Annotated in this window: 14 protein-coding genes; 7 read left to right on the forward strand and 7 right to left on the reverse strand. The window is 33.7% G+C overall.

Annotated features, from left to right (window positions below; all coding sequences use genetic code 11):
* Nucleotides 1-61: 61 nt before the first annotated feature.
* Entirely contained in the window at nt 62-850 is a 789-nt protein-coding gene (locus tag DK508_RS19925) for a GLPGLI family protein (protein ID WP_109302532.1), read from the forward strand.
* Nucleotides 850-3,504 carry a TonB-dependent receptor gene (locus DK508_RS19930; RefSeq protein WP_109302533.1) on the forward strand — a complete coding sequence of 885 codons (2,655 nt, stop codon included), beginning with the start codon at nt 850-852 and terminating at the stop codon, nt 3,502-3,504. Before DK508_RS19925 ends, DK508_RS19930 begins: the two co-directional genes overlap by 1 nt.
* A gap of 103 nt (nt 3,505-3,607) precedes the next feature.
* On the opposite strand, the gene groL is transcribed toward DK508_RS19930, so the two are convergent.
* The 7 genes from groL to miaB all read right to left on the reverse strand — a co-directional run bounded on the left by groL (nt 3,608) and on the right by miaB (nt 10,308).
* On the reverse strand, nt 3,608-5,245 hold the full coding sequence (groL, locus tag DK508_RS19935) for a chaperonin GroEL (protein ID WP_109302534.1): 1,638 nt from the start codon (nt 5,243-5,245) through the stop codon (nt 3,608-3,610).
* Nucleotides 5,246-5,330: 85 nt separating this feature from the next.
* A complete protein-coding gene (gene groES / locus DK508_RS19940; RefSeq protein WP_109302535.1) occupies nt 5,331-5,606 on the reverse strand; it encodes a co-chaperone GroES in 276 nt (91 codons plus the stop codon).
* Between the two features lie 153 nt (nt 5,607-5,759).
* The gene (gene secG, locus DK508_RS19945) at nt 5,760-6,086 is read right to left on the reverse strand and encodes a preprotein translocase subunit SecG (protein WP_109302536.1); all 327 of its coding nucleotides are present in this window, start codon (nt 6,084-6,086) and stop codon (nt 5,760-5,762) included.
* A gap of 7 nt (nt 6,087-6,093) precedes the next feature.
* On the reverse strand, nt 6,094-7,008 hold the full coding sequence (locus tag DK508_RS19950) for a hypothetical protein (protein WP_109302537.1): 915 nt from the start codon (nt 7,006-7,008) through the stop codon (nt 6,094-6,096).
* 39 nt (nt 7,009-7,047) lie between these two features.
* Nucleotides 7,048-7,554, reverse strand: a complete 507-nt coding sequence (gene lptE, locus DK508_RS19955; protein WP_109302538.1) for an LPS assembly lipoprotein LptE — start codon at nt 7,552-7,554, stop codon at nt 7,048-7,050.
* Between the two features lie 5 nt (nt 7,555-7,559).
* Nucleotides 7,560-8,822, reverse strand: coding sequence for a sigma-54-dependent Fis family transcriptional regulator (locus DK508_RS19960; RefSeq protein WP_109302539.1), 1,263 nt, complete (start codon nt 8,820-8,822; stop codon nt 7,560-7,562).
* Nucleotides 8,823-8,862: 40 nt separating this feature from the next.
* The gene (miaB, locus tag DK508_RS19965; protein ID WP_109302540.1) at nt 8,863-10,308 is read right to left on the reverse strand and encodes a tRNA (N6-isopentenyl adenosine(37)-C2)-methylthiotransferase MiaB; all 1,446 of its coding nucleotides are present in this window, start codon (nt 10,306-10,308) and stop codon (nt 8,863-8,865) included.
* Between the two features lie 133 nt (nt 10,309-10,441).
* Here miaB and DK508_RS19970 point away from each other — a divergent pair, with 133 nt between their 5' ends.
* The 5 genes from DK508_RS19970 to gldL all read left to right on the forward strand — a co-directional run bounded on the left by DK508_RS19970 (nt 10,442) and on the right by gldL (nt 17,192).
* Entirely contained in the window at nt 10,442-11,221 is a 780-nt protein-coding gene (locus tag DK508_RS19970) for a hypothetical protein (protein WP_109302541.1), read from the forward strand.
* 108 nt (nt 11,222-11,329) lie between these two features.
* Nucleotides 11,330-13,837, forward strand: coding sequence for a type I DNA topoisomerase (topA, locus tag DK508_RS19975; RefSeq protein ID WP_109302542.1), 2,508 nt, complete (start codon nt 11,330-11,332; stop codon nt 13,835-13,837).
* 3 nt (nt 13,838-13,840) lie between these two features.
* Nucleotides 13,841-15,004 carry a formimidoylglutamase gene (locus tag DK508_RS19980; RefSeq protein ID WP_109302543.1) on the forward strand — a complete coding sequence of 388 codons (1,164 nt, stop codon included), beginning with the start codon at nt 13,841-13,843 and terminating at the stop codon, nt 15,002-15,004.
* Between the two features lie 110 nt (nt 15,005-15,114).
* Complete coding sequence (gene gldK / locus DK508_RS19985) at nt 15,115-16,488, forward strand: gliding motility lipoprotein GldK (RefSeq protein ID WP_109302544.1); 1,374 nt, start codon at nt 15,115-15,117, stop codon at nt 16,486-16,488.
* A gap of 77 nt (nt 16,489-16,565) precedes the next feature.
* Nucleotides 16,566-17,192 (forward strand): gliding motility protein GldL, encoded by a 627-nt coding sequence (gene gldL / locus DK508_RS19990; RefSeq protein ID WP_109302545.1) that lies wholly within the window; start codon nt 16,566-16,568, stop codon nt 17,190-17,192.
* Nucleotides 17,193-17,237: the final 45 nt, after the last annotated feature.

Genomic DNA, 17,237 nt, shown 5'->3' on the forward strand with positions numbered 1-17,237 from the left:
TTAATAATCACAATCATTTTTTCAATGAAAATGATTGTGATTACATGTAAACTTAAATTTTATGAAAAGAAATAGGATACTATTTTTATTATTGCTAATTGCTTTTTCTCACAAATCATTTTCTCAAGAGGATTATGTTATAGAATATGAATACACGGATAGAATAGGTTATTCGAGTAGTAGTAAATTAATTATTCATAACAATAAAGAATCAATATTTAAAGTATTTGATGAGAGAGAGTCTGGGGGAGGCACAAATCCTGATACGCAAGAAATGTTTTATGTTGTTAATGATGAATTAAGTACATTTATGTACTCTAATAATAGTGAAATTTATACGCGTATCCCGTATAAAAGGGGACGCTTTATTTATAAATACCCTAGTAATCATCATGAATGGACATTAACCGGAGAATCGAAAAAAATAAATAATTATCAATGCCAGAAAGCAGTGATGAAATTACATGAACGAACTTACTGTGTGTGGTTTACTACAGAAATACCAGTAAATTTTGGCCCTTTGAAATTGAACGGATTACCTGGGCTTATTGTAGAAGGAAAAGATGATAAAGGGTACTTTTCTTTTTCATTACTAAATGTCAAAAAGAGTTGGGATAAAGAATTTTTTAATTTTTACAAAGGTTTTTTCCAAAAAACTAAGAAAGTGTATTCTTATAATGACTATAAAAGCACGCTAACTAATTATATGACAAACTTAAAAAGAAAACAAGTTACTATGGCGGCTGAAATGGAAGTGACTATTTCTTTTGATGAGGATCAACATTTTTTCACACAATATTTAATTGATATTCCAGAAAATCTGATTGAGGAATTACAGAAAATTAATTAATGTATAAACAATATATTAGTTACTTCTTTTTTGTTCTTTTCGTATCCGTATCATTTGCTCAAAGGCTTGAGGGTACTGTAAAGGATAATTTCGGAGTACCATTACCCAGAGCAAACGTTATAATTAAAACTTCTAGAAATAATTCTAGGATTTCGGAATTTTTTATAGCTAATGATCAGGGGAAGTTTTCATATTTACTTAAAAAGAAATATGATACTACTATTTTTTTAGAGGTTAATGTTTTAAATTTTGAAAAAACAATCGATAGTATTAATAGCCCAAATGAAGGAAACACCTATAACATTGATTTTGTAATCTTCCCTAAAATAACACAATTAGAAGAGGTTATTATAGCAGAGAGAAAAAAATTTAGTGTTAAAAAAGACACTGTGATTTTTAATCCTGAAGCATACAAGGATGGTACTGAAAGAAAAGTCGAAGATTTGTTAAAAAAACTCCCAGGAATAGAGGTGGCGGAGAATGGTAAGATCAAGTATAGAGGCAAAATCGTAGAGGTTGTGCAATTGGATGGAGATGACTTATTTGGGCATAACTATTCTATAGGTACAAAAAATATCTCTATTAATATGGTGGATCAAATCGAGGCAATCGAGAATTATTCTAAAAACCCTTTGTTAAAGGGTATTGAGAATTCTGATAATGTTGCACTGAATTTAAAGTTAAAAAAAGGTAAAATCGATTATTCAGGAACAAGTGATTTTGGATATGGCTATGGTGATAAACCTTACTACGATATTGCAACAAATATATTAGGTATTGCAAAATCCTTTAAATCTTTTGGAATTTTTTCATTTAATAATATTGGTGTTAACCATTCTCCATTTGATTATTTTTCTAATTCAACAACTCTAGAGGATATAGAGAACGTGGATTTATATGCTGAAAATATTATCAATGATACTCCTCTTAGCAGTGTTTTAAGCAATTCAAGAACCAGATTGAATAATGAATGGTTTGGTAGTTATAATTTTATTTATAAAATTTCGCCAACATTTAGCATTAAATCTAATGTTTATTACTTAAAAGATGAATTTTTCCGACAAGAATTATATGAAAATGATTTTTTAATTGGTTCCGAAAGAATAAATTATTCTGATCGTACAGAAATTATCAAAAAACCTGAAAATAAAAGGTTAGATATTAAACTCACTTACAATGTTTCAAAAAAATCTCTATTGGAAATAGAATCTTCGATTAGTAAAGAAGCAGTATCTAGTAGTAATGATTTCACACGTAATTTGGAGTCGAATTTTGATACAAAATTAAAAACAGATGATTTCTTTTGGAGAAATAAAATTGAATTTACGAACAAATTAAATCAAAAAACTGCTTTACAATTTAAATCTTTATATTCAAGAAACAACACTCCTCAAGAGTTTAATACGATAGGAAATTTTTTTTCTAATGAGGATGTTGTAAATTCTTATGTTCAATTTAGTGAGTATAGAAAAGAAGTATTTCAAAATCATCTCATTCTACTTGGAAAAAGAAAAAATATTAAATATGCATTTACAGGAGGGGTTGATTACTTTATAAACCCTTTTCGATCTTCTGTCGTAGAAAATGAGATAAGAGTTTCAGATTTTCGCAATGAGTTTGACTATAAAAAGACAAATTACTTCTCTCAGTTTTCTCTGTTTTATATTAAAAAGAAATGGACGATAGAGCCTTCTCTAGGTGTAAATTATATTTCTCAAAGATTAGAAAACAATATGAGTGATATAGAGGTATTGAAGAAGAACGTGTTTTTTCCTATACCTGCTTTGAAAGTCGTACATAGATTTAATTCTGTGTCTACTCTAAGATTTAGTGGGAGTTATGAGCAAAAAACGCCTGAGGAGAGTTTTTTATTTAGAAATGAAATAATAACAAACAACCGATCCGTTAGGAGGAATGTAGTTTCTTTAGATTTAGAAAAGCTTCAAAAGTATTCTCTAGGATACCGAATGAATGATTTATTTAAAAATATTGATTTGAATTTGCTGGGAGGTTATACTAATAGGAGAAATACTTATTTATCAAATATTAATGTAAACCCGAACTTTACTGGAATTACATATTTTCAATCACCAATTAATTTAGAGGATTATTTTGTAGTATTTTCAATAGAAAGATATATAAGATTTATTAGGACTACCTTTAAACACTCTTCGCAATATAGTGTTGCAAATTTTAAAAATGTTGTAAATCAATCTGAATTGCGAAATGGTAAATCACAAAATTACAATGGAAGTATTTTTGCTAAAACCGCATTTGGAATTCCTTTAAATTTTGAAAACAAAATTACTTATACTGTAAATACATATGAAATTGTGGGACAATCTAATAATACGAATTATAGTATTAAAAATGCTTTAAAAGCAATCGTTAAGCCTAATAAAAAATGGTTGTTTACCATTACGTATGATTATTTCAAGCCGGATACAACAAGAAACGAAGATTTTTCATTCTTAGATTTTGAAATAAAGTACAAACCCGAAAAGATAAAATGGATTTCTGGGCGTTTTGTGGGTAAAAACTTATTAGACAATCGCGTTTTTCAGCAAATCCAAAATTCAGATTTTTCTACAACCGTATATCAAAGCAATTTGATTCCTAGATACTTCATGTTGTCATTAGATGTAAGTTTTTAAAAAAAATAAGACCCTGTTTTGAAAATTTCAAAACAGGGTCTTTATATATTTTAACAAGACATTATTTAATGAGCTTGTTGGATATTTCGCTTTTGTTGCGAGATTACATCATTCCTGGCATACCTCCGCCCATTGGTGGCATTCCACCTCCGGCAGGAGCATCTTCTTTGATGTCGATTAATGCACATTCTGTAGTAAGGATCATACCTGATACAGACGCTGCATTTTCAAGAGCGATACGCGTTACTTTTTTAGGATCAATGATTCCTGCTTTAAGCATATCTACATAATCTTCAGATTTAGCATCATAACCAAAGTTATCTTTTCCTTCAAGAACTTTAGAAGTAACTACAGATCCTTCTCCACCTGCATTTTCTACAATAGTTCTTAATGGAGCTTCGATAGCACGATTTACAATCTGTACTCCTGTTGCTTCATCAGCATTTTCAGTTTTTACTTTTCCAAGAACTGCTTTAGATCTTACTAGGGCTACACCACCACCGGCAACAATACCTTCTTCTACAGCTGCACGAGTTGCATGAAGAGCATCATCTACACGATCTTTCTTTTCTTTCATCTCTACTTCAGAGGCAGCACCAACATATAATACAGCAACACCACCAGCTAATTTTGCTAAGCGTTCTTGTAGTTTCTCTTTGTCATAATCAGAAGTTGTAGTTTCGATCTGCGCCTTGATTTGATTTACTCTGTTTTTGATTAAATCTTCTCCACCTGCACCATTTACAACAGTAGTATTATCTTTGTCGATAGCAACTTTTTCTGCAGTCCCTAGGTGTTCGATTGTAGTGTTCTCAAGCGTGAAACCTCTTTCTTCAGAGATTACAGTACCACCAGTAAGAATTGCAATATCTTCTAACATTGCTTTACGTCTATCTCCAAATCCAGGAGCTTTTACAGCGGCAATTTTAAGTGCTCCACGAAGTTTGTTTACTACTAATGTAGCAAGAGCTTCTCCGTCAACGTCTTCAGCAATAATTAAAAGAGGTTTTCCTGTTTGAGCTACAGGCTCTAATACAGGAAGTAAGTCTTTCATAGCAGAAATCTTTTTGTCATATAATAAGATATATGGACTTTCTAGATCTGCTGTCATTTTTTCGCTGTTGGTTACAAAGTAAGGAGAAAGATATCCTCTGTCAAATTGCATTCCTTCTACGATGTCTACAGTTGTATCTGTACCTTTAGCTTCTTCAACAGTGATAACACCTTCTTTTCCAACTTTTTCGAAAGCTTGGGCGATAAGGTCACCTATTGTTCCGTCATTGTTAGCAGAAATTGCTGCTACTTGTTTAATTTTATCAGAAGAGTCTCCTACTTCTTTAGTTTGTTTTGCTAAGTCTTCTGTAATGGCTGTTACTGCTTTGTCAATACCTCTTTTAAGATCCATTGGATTTGCACCAGCAGCTACATTTTTAAGACCTTCTTTTACGATAGCTTGTGCTAATACAGTTGCTGTAGTAGTACCATCTCCTGCAAGATCATTTGTTTTAGAAGCAACTTCTTTTACCATTTGAGCTCCCATGTTTTCAAGAGCATCTTCTAATTCAACTTCTTTTGCTACAGAAACGCCATCTTTGGTCACGGTAGGTGCGCCAAAAGATTTGCTTATAATTACATTACGACCTTTAGGTCCTAAAGTTACTTTTACTGCATTGGCTAATGCATCGACACCACGTTTTATACCATCACGTGCTTCTATGTCAAATTTTATATCTTTTGCCATAATAATTACTTATTTTGAAATTGTGAATCCCGAATCATATTATCTTTTCAGGATTTTCGATTTGTGTTTTACGAATAAACAGTGATTAAACGATAGCAAGGATGTCATCCTCACGCATAATTAGATAATCTTGTCCATCTAATTTTAATTCGGTACCTGAGTACTTTCCATAAAGTACAGTGTCGCCAACTTTGACAGTCATTTCATGGTCTTTTTTACCACTACCAACAGCAGCTACTTTACCTTTTTGTTGTTTTTCCTGAGCCGAGTCAGGAATATATAATCCTGATGCAGTTTGCGTTTCCGCAGGAAGTGGCTCAACAACCACACGGTCTGAAAGAGGTTTAATATTTACTCCCATTATGATTCGTTTTTTTTTGTTGTTAAAATTAAAATGAAATCTTCGATGCTGTTATTTCAGAAATTATGCCAGTGATGCTATACTGACAAATTGAAACAAAAAATGTCGACCGTATGACAAGTCGACATTTTTGTAATTGTTTTTCAAATGATGTTATTCTTGATCATTATCATCTGTACCAGGAGTGACAGGTGTTTCTATTTGAACATCCTGAGTGTCTACTTTCGAATCCTGAGTAGTACCTTCGTTCATAAGATCGATATTTGATAATAAGATCAATACCAACAATAGTGTAGCAAGAGTCCAAGTACTTTTATCTAAAAAGTCTGTGGTCTTTTTTACACCACCTAATTGTTGTGTTCCGCCTCCACCAAAAGAAGAAGATAATCCGCCTCCTTTAGGGTTTTGTACCATAATTACTACTACTAGTAAAAAGGATACGATAACGATTAATATTAAAAAGATTGAAAACGTTGTCATTATATTGTTATTTATTTTCTTGTAATTTCTTTATTGCTCGAATTTGGTCTGCAAAGAAACCACTTTTTTCGGGATTTTTCAAAATTAATATGTTATAAGCCTGAATTGCTTTTTTATAGTTTTTTTGAGCCAAATATACTCTGGCCAAAGTTTCGGTCATAAGTTCGTCCGAAGGGACTTGATTTTTTTTAGCTAAGTTGCGTACAGGTGTACTTTTTTCTACTGGCTGTATTTTGGGGTTATTGGCAATAAATTCGTCAATAAGATGAAATTTATCTTTTTGTTTTAATGAAGTGTCAAGGTGTTTTTCTTCTTGTTCCGAAATTAATTTTTCAGGCTCAACTGCCTCTTCTCTGTCAATAGGTTTTAGCGAAGTGAGTTGTAGCCATTCTGCAAAAGAGTGTGTTTCCTTTTTATTAAAATCAAGTGGTTGGTCTATTTTTAATTCTTCCTCAGGAGTTTTAGGTCTTTGTTCTTCTTCAGGAATAGTAATTTGTTTTTGTAAGCTTTCTTCTTTTCTTTCAAGAAAAAGTGCTGGATCAAGAACGTCCTCAGCTTCTTTCATTTTCATTCTTACGGCATCATCCATTGCTATTCTAGGAAGCGTTTTTATTTCTTCATGATCTACAACTTCAATATCGGATTTACGTATCGGTTTAGAAACCTGTTCCTCTTCTGTATTACTAAACATATCAGAGGTAATAAAATCAAAAAGAATGGTTCGATCCGTAGTATAAGCAGCAGTAGTTTTTAATTCTTGATTGTATCTAAAACTTTCTTGTTCTTTAAGTGCTTTTAACAATAATGGTCGAATTGATTGAAAATAAGGGAATTCTTTAGAGATTTTTTCCAAAGAGGCTACTTGCGCACTATTTAGTTGCGCCGGGTGTTGAAGCAAATATGTAAGTTCTTTAATATTCAATTTTTAGCTAGCTATATAGTTTTCGATTTTTGAATTAATTTACCATCGCGCTAATGTGGCATTAAACATATCTTGTGTGATACGTTCAAAAATGATTTGCAAGGCTTCATCTCTCACAGCATTTTCGGATTGCGAAGCGGGATAATCGAAGAAAAATGAAAACCGCTGTTCGAGATCCTGATTTGGATCCTTGGCATCATAAAATCTCATGTTGATCGCAATTGTTAATCTATTCTGCGCTGCAGTGATGTCTGATGTTGCTGTGTTTGGGGATACATAATCCTGTATGATTTCACCTTCATATATGATATCCCCGCCCGAGGTTACCAAATCCAGATTGGTTTGATTGAGTATTAAATCTTGTAACTGATTGGTAAATGTTAAATCTGCCCCAGGGAAAATTCTTGGGGATTGATTTTGGAAAAAATTTACCTGAAACGTTTTGGTGTCTGGAGAAATATTGGTCCCACTAAAAGAGTATACACCGCAACCTTGACATAAGATTAATGTGAATATCCCAATTGCAATATGTTTTAATGTGTTCATCAATGTTATAGGTCGTATTGTTTTATTTTTCTATATAAGGTGCGCTCACTAATTCCTAATTCTTCGGCAGCAGCTTTGCGTTTACCTCTATGGCGTTCTAATGATTTTTTTATTAACTCTAACTCTTTATCCTGTAGGGATAATGTTTCTTCTTCTTCAATTTCTTCGGCAAAATGATATTTATCTTCTTCTTTTATAACCGAAGTTGCATGCGAAGGGATTTGCAATACTTCGGCAGCAGGAGTAGTAGGTTCTTCAAAATTAACCTCTTTTTCATCTTCTTCACGATATATTTTTCTAATCAATCCTTCATTGTCCTTTTGTACTTGTTGATTATTACCGCTCTGCATTAATTCCATAGTTAACTTCTTGAGATCATTAAGGTCACCTTTCATGTCAAAAAGTACTTTGTACAAAATTTCACGCTCGTTACTAAAATCACTATCTTTTTTGTCATCAGAAATCACCGCGGGTAAATTACTACCTATGTTTGGTAAATACCCATGTAAAGCAACCGCAGAGATGGTCCTGTTTTGTTCAAGGACTGAAATTTGCTCTGCTATGTTGCGCAATTGTCTAATGTTACCGCTCCAGTGATATTTTTCTAATAGCGTTACAGCATCATCTGTAAGACGAATGGTTGGCATTTTGTATTTTGTAGCAAAATCTGAAGCGAATTTTCTAAACAATAAGTGTATATCTTCTTTTCGATTTCTTAATGGCGGTAAAAGAATTTCTACTGTGCTTAAGCGATAGTATAAGTCTTCTCTAAATTTTCCTTTTTTAATAGCCTCAAACATATTAACATTAGTAGCGGCTACAATACGTACATCGGTTTTTTGAACCTTGGAAGATCCTACTTTAATAAACTCTCCATTTTCGAGAACTCTTAATAATCGTACTTGAGTGGTTAACGGAAGCTCTCCTACTTCGTCTAGAAAAATGGTTCCACCACTTGCTACTTCAAAGTATCCGTTACGGGTTTGAGTCGCTCCAGTAAAAGCACCTTTTTCATGTCCAAAAAGTTCACTATCGATGGTTCCTTCTGGGATGGCGCCACAGTTAACGGCAATGGATTTGCCATGTTTACGATGCGATAAGGAATGAATAATTTTAGGAATACTTTCTTTACCTACACCACTTTCACCTGTAACCAATACCGAAATATCGGTTGGGGCTACCTGAATAGCTTTTTCTACAGCACGATTTAGTTTTGGGTCGTTTCCGATAATCCCGAATCGTTGTTTTATAGCTTGAACTGATTCCATATAATACTATATGATTATGTGTTGTTTTTTAATTTTGTAATTAATTGTTTTCAGAATACGCAATTGCTTCACCTAGTAATGTAGCGCTGGTACATTCATTAATCTGCACCATTACAAAATCTCCTATTTTATATTCCTTTTTAGGAAATATGGCTACAATATTTTTAGTGGTTCTTCCGCTCCAATGCTGATCTGATTTTTTTGATTCTTTTTCGATCAGTACTTCAAAAGTTTGTCCAATAAAACTCTCATGTCTATAGGCACAATGCTTTCGTTGTAAAGCTATAACCTCTGCTAATCTTCTTTTCTTTACCTCTTCAGGAACATCATCGTTCAATTTTCGTTCAGCCAGTGTGCCAGGTCTTTCAGAATACGCATACATATAACCATGCTCATATTTTACATGTTCTAAAAGAGATAATGTGTCCTGGTGATCTTCTTCTGTTTCTGTGGGAAATCCAATGATCATATCCTGAGTTATAGAACAGTCAGGAATTATTTTTTTTATGTTATCGACTAATTCAATATATTCTTGTCTCGTATGTAAGCGATTCATCTCTTTAAGAATGCGATCACTACCACTTTGTATAGGTAGATGGATGTGTTTACATATGTTTTTATGTTTTGCCATAACCTCAATTACATCTAGCGTCATATCTTGGGGGTTAGATGTAGAAAAACGAATACGTAATTTAGGGTATTTCTTAGCAGTCATATCCAGAAGCTTAGCAAAATCGACAGCGGTAGCTTTCTGAAAATCACTAGCTTTTTCGAAATCTTTTTTAAGGCCTCCGCCATACCATAGATAACTATCTACATTCTGTCCTAGAAGTGTAATTTCTTTAAAATTTTGATGTACCAGATCATCAATTTCTTCTAGTATACTTTGTGGATCTCTGCTACGCTCTCTCCCTCTGGTAAAAGGAACAACACAAAATGTGCACATATTATCACATCCTCTGGTAATAGAAACAAATGCAGAAACCCCGTTACTTTGAAGACGAACAGGAGAGATGTCACCATAAGTTTCTTCTTTTGAAAGAACTACATTGACGGCATTACGCCCAGCATCAACTTCTTGTATCAGGTTGGGTAGGTCTTTATAGGCATCAGGACCAACTACAAGATCTACTATTTTTTCTTCTTCAAGGAATTTACTTTTTAAACGTTCTGCCATACATCCAAGAACACCAACTTTCATTGTAGGGTTAATTCTTTTTACAGCGTTGTACTTTTCTAATCTTTTTCGTACTGTTTGTTCTGCTTTTTCACGAATAGAACAAGTATTGACCAACACTAGATCAGCATCTTCAAGATTTTGAGTTGTATTAAAGCCTTCTTTGGCTAATATTGAAGCTACAATCTCACTGTCACTAAAATTCATTTGGCAACCATAGCTCTCAATGAAGAGTTTGCGCTGGTTGTCTTTATTTTGGTCAAGAACGAGAGGTTGTCCTTGTGCGTTTTCATCTATAATCTTCTCCATAAAAAATAATTCCTTACCAATTCTAGGGTCAAATAATGTGCAAAGATACTTTTTAATACGATTTATGACAAAGTGTCAGGGTTTTATTTTCGGAAAAATTTTAATTTGCGATGTAACTAAATAAACAACAATAATGGAACATCCTATTTTTAATAAGATTGAAAATTCTAAAAAACCTGATTTTGGAGATATACTATCTAAAAGTTTTGAGTTGTATAAAAAGGCCTTTTCTATTGGCTTAATCCATGGTTTAATAAGCTTGGCAATTGCAATTCCTTTTGTATTAATTGTATACATACCTATTCTGCCAACATATATAGAGATGATTGAGTATTCTGGCGATCCATATTATCAACCAACGTTTTTTGAAGATTATTCTTTTATAATGATTGCAATTTGGGTTTTGGTAGTATTTGTTATGTCTTTTATTATGCAGGTTTTAAATATCTCTGTTTACGGACATTTCTTTAAAGCATTAAAAAATGAGGATTTAAACACTACAGATGATATAGGGGGATACTTTACTATTGCAAAAAATCATTTTGGAAAAATAGTTATTCTTTCTTTAGCTACAATGGGGATAGGGATATTGGCTATGCTATTATGTTATTTCCCGCTCTTTTATGTAATGGTTCCATTTCAGTTAGTTATTCCTATTTTTATTTTTAATCAAGAAATGAGCGTAGGGGATATCATTAAAGCAGCCTTTAAACTAGGGAATAAATACTGGTTAATCTTTTTTGGATTAATATTCGTTTCTGCAATATTCTCTTCATTAGGCGTGTTAGGGTGTTATATTGGTGTTATTGCGACTATGTTTTTTTCATACATAGTCTCATACTATATGTATAAGGAGACCATTGGCTTTGAAGATGGTCAACCTGAAAAAGAAAATACTTTATTTATAAAGTAAAAATTTTAAAACCTGCCAGTCGGCAGGTTTTTTTTTGAACTAATTTTTTGATAAAGAATCTTGATATCATTTTTTTGATATACTTTTGTGGACACAAATTATAGGATTATGGCTAAGAATTTAGTGATTGTCGAGTCGCCTGCCAAGGCCAAAACGATAGAGAAGTTTCTTGGAAAAGATTATACTGTAACTTCTAGTTTTGGACATATTGCAGATTTACCTGCAAAAGAACTTGGAGTGGATGTAGATGGCGATTTTACACCCAAATATATTGTTTCTAAAGACAAAAAAGATGTAGTTAAAAAACTAAAAGATCTCTCTAAGAAAGCAGAGATGGTTTGGTTAGCTAGTGATGAGGATCGAGAAGGAGAAGCTATTGCTTGGCATCTTGCAGAAACGCTTAAATTAGATAAAGAAAGAACGCGTCGTATTGTATTTCATGAGATTACAAAAAATGCAATTCTTAAAGCAATAGAAAACCCTAGAAGTATTGACTATAATTTAGTGAATGCACAACAAGCTAGGCGTGTTTTGGATCGTTTAGTGGGATATGAATTATCGCCAGTATTATGGCGTAAAGTAAAGGGTGGTTTATCTGCTGGAAGAGTGCAGTCGGTATCTGTACGTTTGATCGTTGAGAGAGAACGGGATATATTAGGATTTAAGCCTGAGGCTTCTTATAGAATCGATGCAGAATTTTCTAACCAAGCAGGTAAGTCATTTAAAGCTAAGCTTCCTAAAAATTTTAAAACCAAAGAAGAAGCACATTCATTCTTAAAAAATAATATTGGCGCATCTTTTAAAGTTGCAGACCTTAGTACAAAACCTGCTAAGAAATCTCCAGCGCCTCCATTTACAACGTCTACGTTGCAACAAGAAGCTTCAAGAAAGCTATATTTTTCAGTAAGTAAGACTATGACAATGGCTCAGCGATTATACGAAGCTGGGTTAATCACATACATGAGAACGGATAGTGTGAATCTATCGGCTGAAGCTCAAAAAGGAGCAAAAGCTGAAATTGTTTCTGCTTATGGTGATGAGTATAGTAATCCTAGGCAATATAAAGGAAAAGCAAAAGGAGCACAAGAAGCTCACGAGGCTATAAGACCTACTGATTTTTCTAGGCATAGTGTTGATGTGGATTATGATCAGCAACGATTGTATGAGTTGATCTGGAAAAGAGCTATCGCATCACAAATGAGTGATGCACGCTTAGAGAGAACTAATGTAAAAATTGAGGCTAATACGCATAAAGAACAATTTACTGCTAGTGGAGAAGTGATTAAGTTCGAAGGGTTCTTAAAAGTATACCTAGAAGGTAGCGATGATGAAGATGAGGAGCAAGAAGGAATTCTTCCTGCTATGAAGGTACAAGAATCATTGTATAATAGTTATATCTCGGCAACCGAGAGGTTTACAAGGCCACCAAGTAGATATACAGAAGCTTCGTTGGTTAAGAAGCTCGAAGAGTTAGGTATCGGAAGACCTTCTACATATGCTCCAACCATTTCTACAATTCAGAATAGAAATTATGTAGAAAAAGGAGCAAAAGAAGGAGAGATTAGAAATTATATACAGCTTACTCTTTCTGGAGATGCATTAGATGAGAAAAAACTGTCTGAGAAGGTAGGTAGTGATAAAGGAAAACTGATCCCTACAGATGTTGGGATGGTGGTTAATGACTTTTTGGTAAATCATTTTTCTTCAATTTTAGATTACAATTTTACAGCCAAAGTAGAACAGGATTTTGATGAAATTGCAGAAGGTCAGGAAGATTGGACAAATGTGATGAGGGAGTTTTATCAAGAATTTCATCCTAGAGTAGAAGATGTGGCACAAAATGCCGATCGCGAAGTTGGTGAACGAATCCTAGGAGAGGATCCTGCTACAGGAAAAGTAGTGAGCGTGCGATTAGGTAAATTTGGACCGATGGTACAAATAGGTACTGTAGACGATGAAGATAAACCAAGATTTGCAAGTCTGCCTCCTGGGCAAACATTAAGTGGGATAACCTTTGAAGAAGCAATGGATCTCTTTCAGTTGCCCAAAGAATTAGGTGATTACAAAGGAGAAACCCTTGTGGTTAATAATGGTAGGTTTGGTCCTTATGTTCGTTATGGTGAGAAGTTTGTTTCCCTGGCAAAAGGAGAAGATCCATTAAATATATCTTTGGATAGAGCTAAGGAACTTATTGATGAAAAGGAAAAAGCAGATGCTCCTATATATACATATGAAAATCTTCCAGTTCAAAAAGGTAAAGGTAGATTTGGTCCATTTATTAAATGGAACGGAATGTTTATCAACGTAAATAAAAAATACGATTTTGATAATTTGTCTGATGAAGATATCGTAAACCTTATCGAAGAAAAAAAGCAAAAAGAAATTGATAAGGTGATTCATAACTGGGAAGAAGAAGGGATTCGTGTAGAAAAAGCAAGATGGGGAAGAAGTAATATTATTAAAGGTAAAGTCAAAATAGAATTACCGAAAACTGTAGATGCTTCAAAATTGACTTTGGATAAAGTGAAAGACCTTATCGAAAAAAATGCTCCGAAGAAAAAAACAGCTAAAAAGAAAACTACTACCAAAAAGAAAACTACTACCAAAAAGAAATAATACATGTCTTTCGAATTTCTTGCTCCAGTTAGTGATTTAGTAGCAGCACATACCAAATTGCTTTCAGATCATTCTTTAGGAAAAAAAATAAAAATTCACACTGTGGATAATGGTGTGCCTAATCTTGAAAAAGTTGATATTGCTATTCTTGGAGTTCAGGAAAATAGAAATGATGTAGATTTTTTGGGTGAGCAGTTGAATTTTGATTCCATTCGAAGATCTTTATATGAATTATATCCAGGTAATTGGGATACGTCTATTGTAGATCTTGGTGATGTAACACCAGGTAATGAAGTTAGTGATACATATTATTTGGTTCAAGAAGTTTTATCTACACTTTTGCAAAAAAATATAATCCCTATTATTTTAGGGGGCAGTCAGGATGTGGTATATGCCCAATACAGATCTTTTGATATTTTAGAACGTATGGTTAATATGGCTAATGTAGATAGTAGATTTGATCTAGGAAATTCTTCTCAGCCAATTACCAACACTTCATTTGTAGGTAAGATTATTGTAGAGCAACCGTATAATCTTTTTAATTATAGTAATATAGGATATCAAACCTATTTTAATGCTCAGGAAGAAATAGATCTTATCGAGAAACTATATTTTGATGCGTATCGCTTGGGTGAGGTAATTTCTGATGTAACTATTGTCGAACCTATTATGCGTGATGCAGATATTGTTACAATAGACATTGGAGTTATGAATTCGAATAGCATGCACGGAGCCGTGGCTTCACCTAATGGTTTTGATGGGAGAGAAATATGTGCGATATCAAGATATGCTGGGATAAGTGATAAGGTCAAAAGTTTTGGGATCTATGAGTTTAAGAATTTTAAAAATGAAGAAACTGCTTCATTATTGATAAGCCAAATTATTTGGTATTTTATCGAAGGAGTTAACTACAGGTCCGAAGAACTGGATGTCAAAAATCAGAAAAGTACACTACATTATAGCGTTCCTATTGAAGACGAAATATTGTCTTTCTACAAGAGTGCTAAAACCGGAAGATGGTGGATAGAAATACCTTTTATTTCATCTGGTAATAATAAATTGAAAAGACACACGTTATTACCTTGCACGTACAACGATTATGAGCGAGCTTGTAATCAAGAAATACCTGAAAGATGGTATAAGGCAAAACGAAAAAACGAAGTTTAACATTTTTATTAGGCAGATTTAAGGTTTTTTTTAGAAAAAAATTGTTTTTCTGGAAATAAATAAATAGGTTTACGTCCTTAAATCTAGAAGATCTTAACCTAAAACACGTTATGAAGAAATTTGTATCACTCTTTGCTATTTTAGCAATGCTCTATAGTTGTGGTGGAGGAAACCGAGGAGAGCTAATAGGAGCACAAGGAAAAAAATGGCACCCGCAAAAGCCGTATGGAATGGCCCTCATCCCCGGAGGATCCTTCATTATGGGTAAGTCGGATGATGACAAAGCAGCGTTAGCAAACGCACCCACCAAGATGGTTACCGTTCGTTCTTTTTACATGGATGAGACGGAAATCACTAATAGTGAATATAGACAGTTTGTTCATTGGGTCCGCGATTCCGTTCTTAGAATGAGATTTGCGATTATGGCTGATGAATTAGGTAAAGCTCCTGGTGACGATGGCATTGGTGAGTACGCATTTCTAGATGCTGATACCGAAGATATGTCTGTTTACGAAAAATACATGTACGATAACTATAGTGGTACAGGAGAAACTGGCTACGAAGGTAGAAGACTTAATAAGGATATCGATATCGAATGGGATATTGATGATTATCCAGACGAGTTTTATGCAGAGGTTATGGATACCATGTATATTCCCCTAGAAGAATCCTATAATGGTAGACGTACATTAGATGTAAGTAAATTTGAGTTTAGATTTACTTGGATGGATATTCAGGCAGCAGCAAGAGCTAGAAAAGGTGGAAGAAAAGATTTTGTAAAAGAAGAAGTTATACAAGTTTATCCAGATACCACTGTGTGGATCAAGGATTTTAACTATTCATATAATGAGCCGATGCACAACGATTACTTCTGGCATAGTGCATATGATGATTACCCTGTAGTAGGTGTTTCTTGGGAACAAGCTAAAGCCTTCTGTAGATGGAGAACTATTGAGAAAAATACCTTTCAAAAGAAAAAAAGTAAAGAATTTGTAAACTATTTTAGATTACCAACTGAGGCCGAATGGGAGTACGCCGCAAGAGGAGGTCTAGAATCGGCAACCTATCCATGGGGAGGACCTTACGCCCTAAATGATAGAGGTTGTTTCCTTGCAAATTTCAAGCCTCTTAGAGGAAACTACGCAGCAGATAACTTCTTATATACTGTCGAAGCCAAAACATTTGAGCCAAATGATTATAATTTATATAACATGGCAGGTAATGTTTCAGAGTGGGTGCAGTCATCCTATGATCCAGCAGCTTACGAATACGTGTCGTCAATGAACCCTAACGTTAATGACGACGATAATAAGCGTAAAGTAGTACGTGGAGGATCCTGGAAAGATGTTGCTTATTTCCTACAAGTAAGCACCAGAGATTACGAGTATGCTGATTCCGCGAGAAGTTATATCGGATTTAGAACCGTTCAGGACTATATGGGTACTGACGTGACTGGAGAAGATAATACCGTGAATCAAAAATAAGTCCCAAAATTTTCTATCAACTTAATTACTAACCCTTTTTTTAAAAATTTAGATTTAAAAAACAAAACAAATTTATTATGGCAAATTCAAAAGCAAGCAAAAAGTTAATGAACATGGTATACGGTCTAGGAGCGGCCGTTGTAATCTTAGGTGCACTATTTAAAATTATGCACTGGCCATTTGGTAATCAAATGCTTATTATTGGTTTGATCACAGAAGCATTTGTATTTACTGTTTCTGCATTCGAACCTGTGGATGACGAAGTAGATTGGTCTCTTGTATATCCTGAACTAGCAGGAGGTAACAAAAAAGATAAAAAAGAAAAAGAAACTCCAGAAGGATTGTTATCTAAGAAATTAGATGATATGCTTAAAGAAGCTAGAGTAGATACTAATTTAATGAACAGCTTAGGCGAAAGTATTCGTAATTTTGAAGGAGCTGCTAAAAATATCTCTCCTACAGTAGATGCAATCCAGGGAACTAAGAAATATAGCGAGGAGATGGCTCATGCAGCTTCTCACCTAGAATCTTTAAATAGCTTATATAAAGTACAGTTAGAATCTTCTGCTAAACAAGCTGAAGCTAATCAAGCTATCGCAGACAATGCTGCAAAACTTAAAGATCAAATGGAAAGTCTTGCTGGTAACCTTTCTTCACTTAATGGAGTATATGGTGGTATGTTAACTGCAATGAATAGAAGTTAACATTTTAGTAATTAAATAATTATATAATAACTACCAAAATCTAAG

Source organism: Aquimarina sp. AU474 (assembly GCF_900312815.1).
Lineage (GTDB): Bacteria > Bacteroidota > Bacteroidia > Flavobacteriales > Flavobacteriaceae > Aquimarina.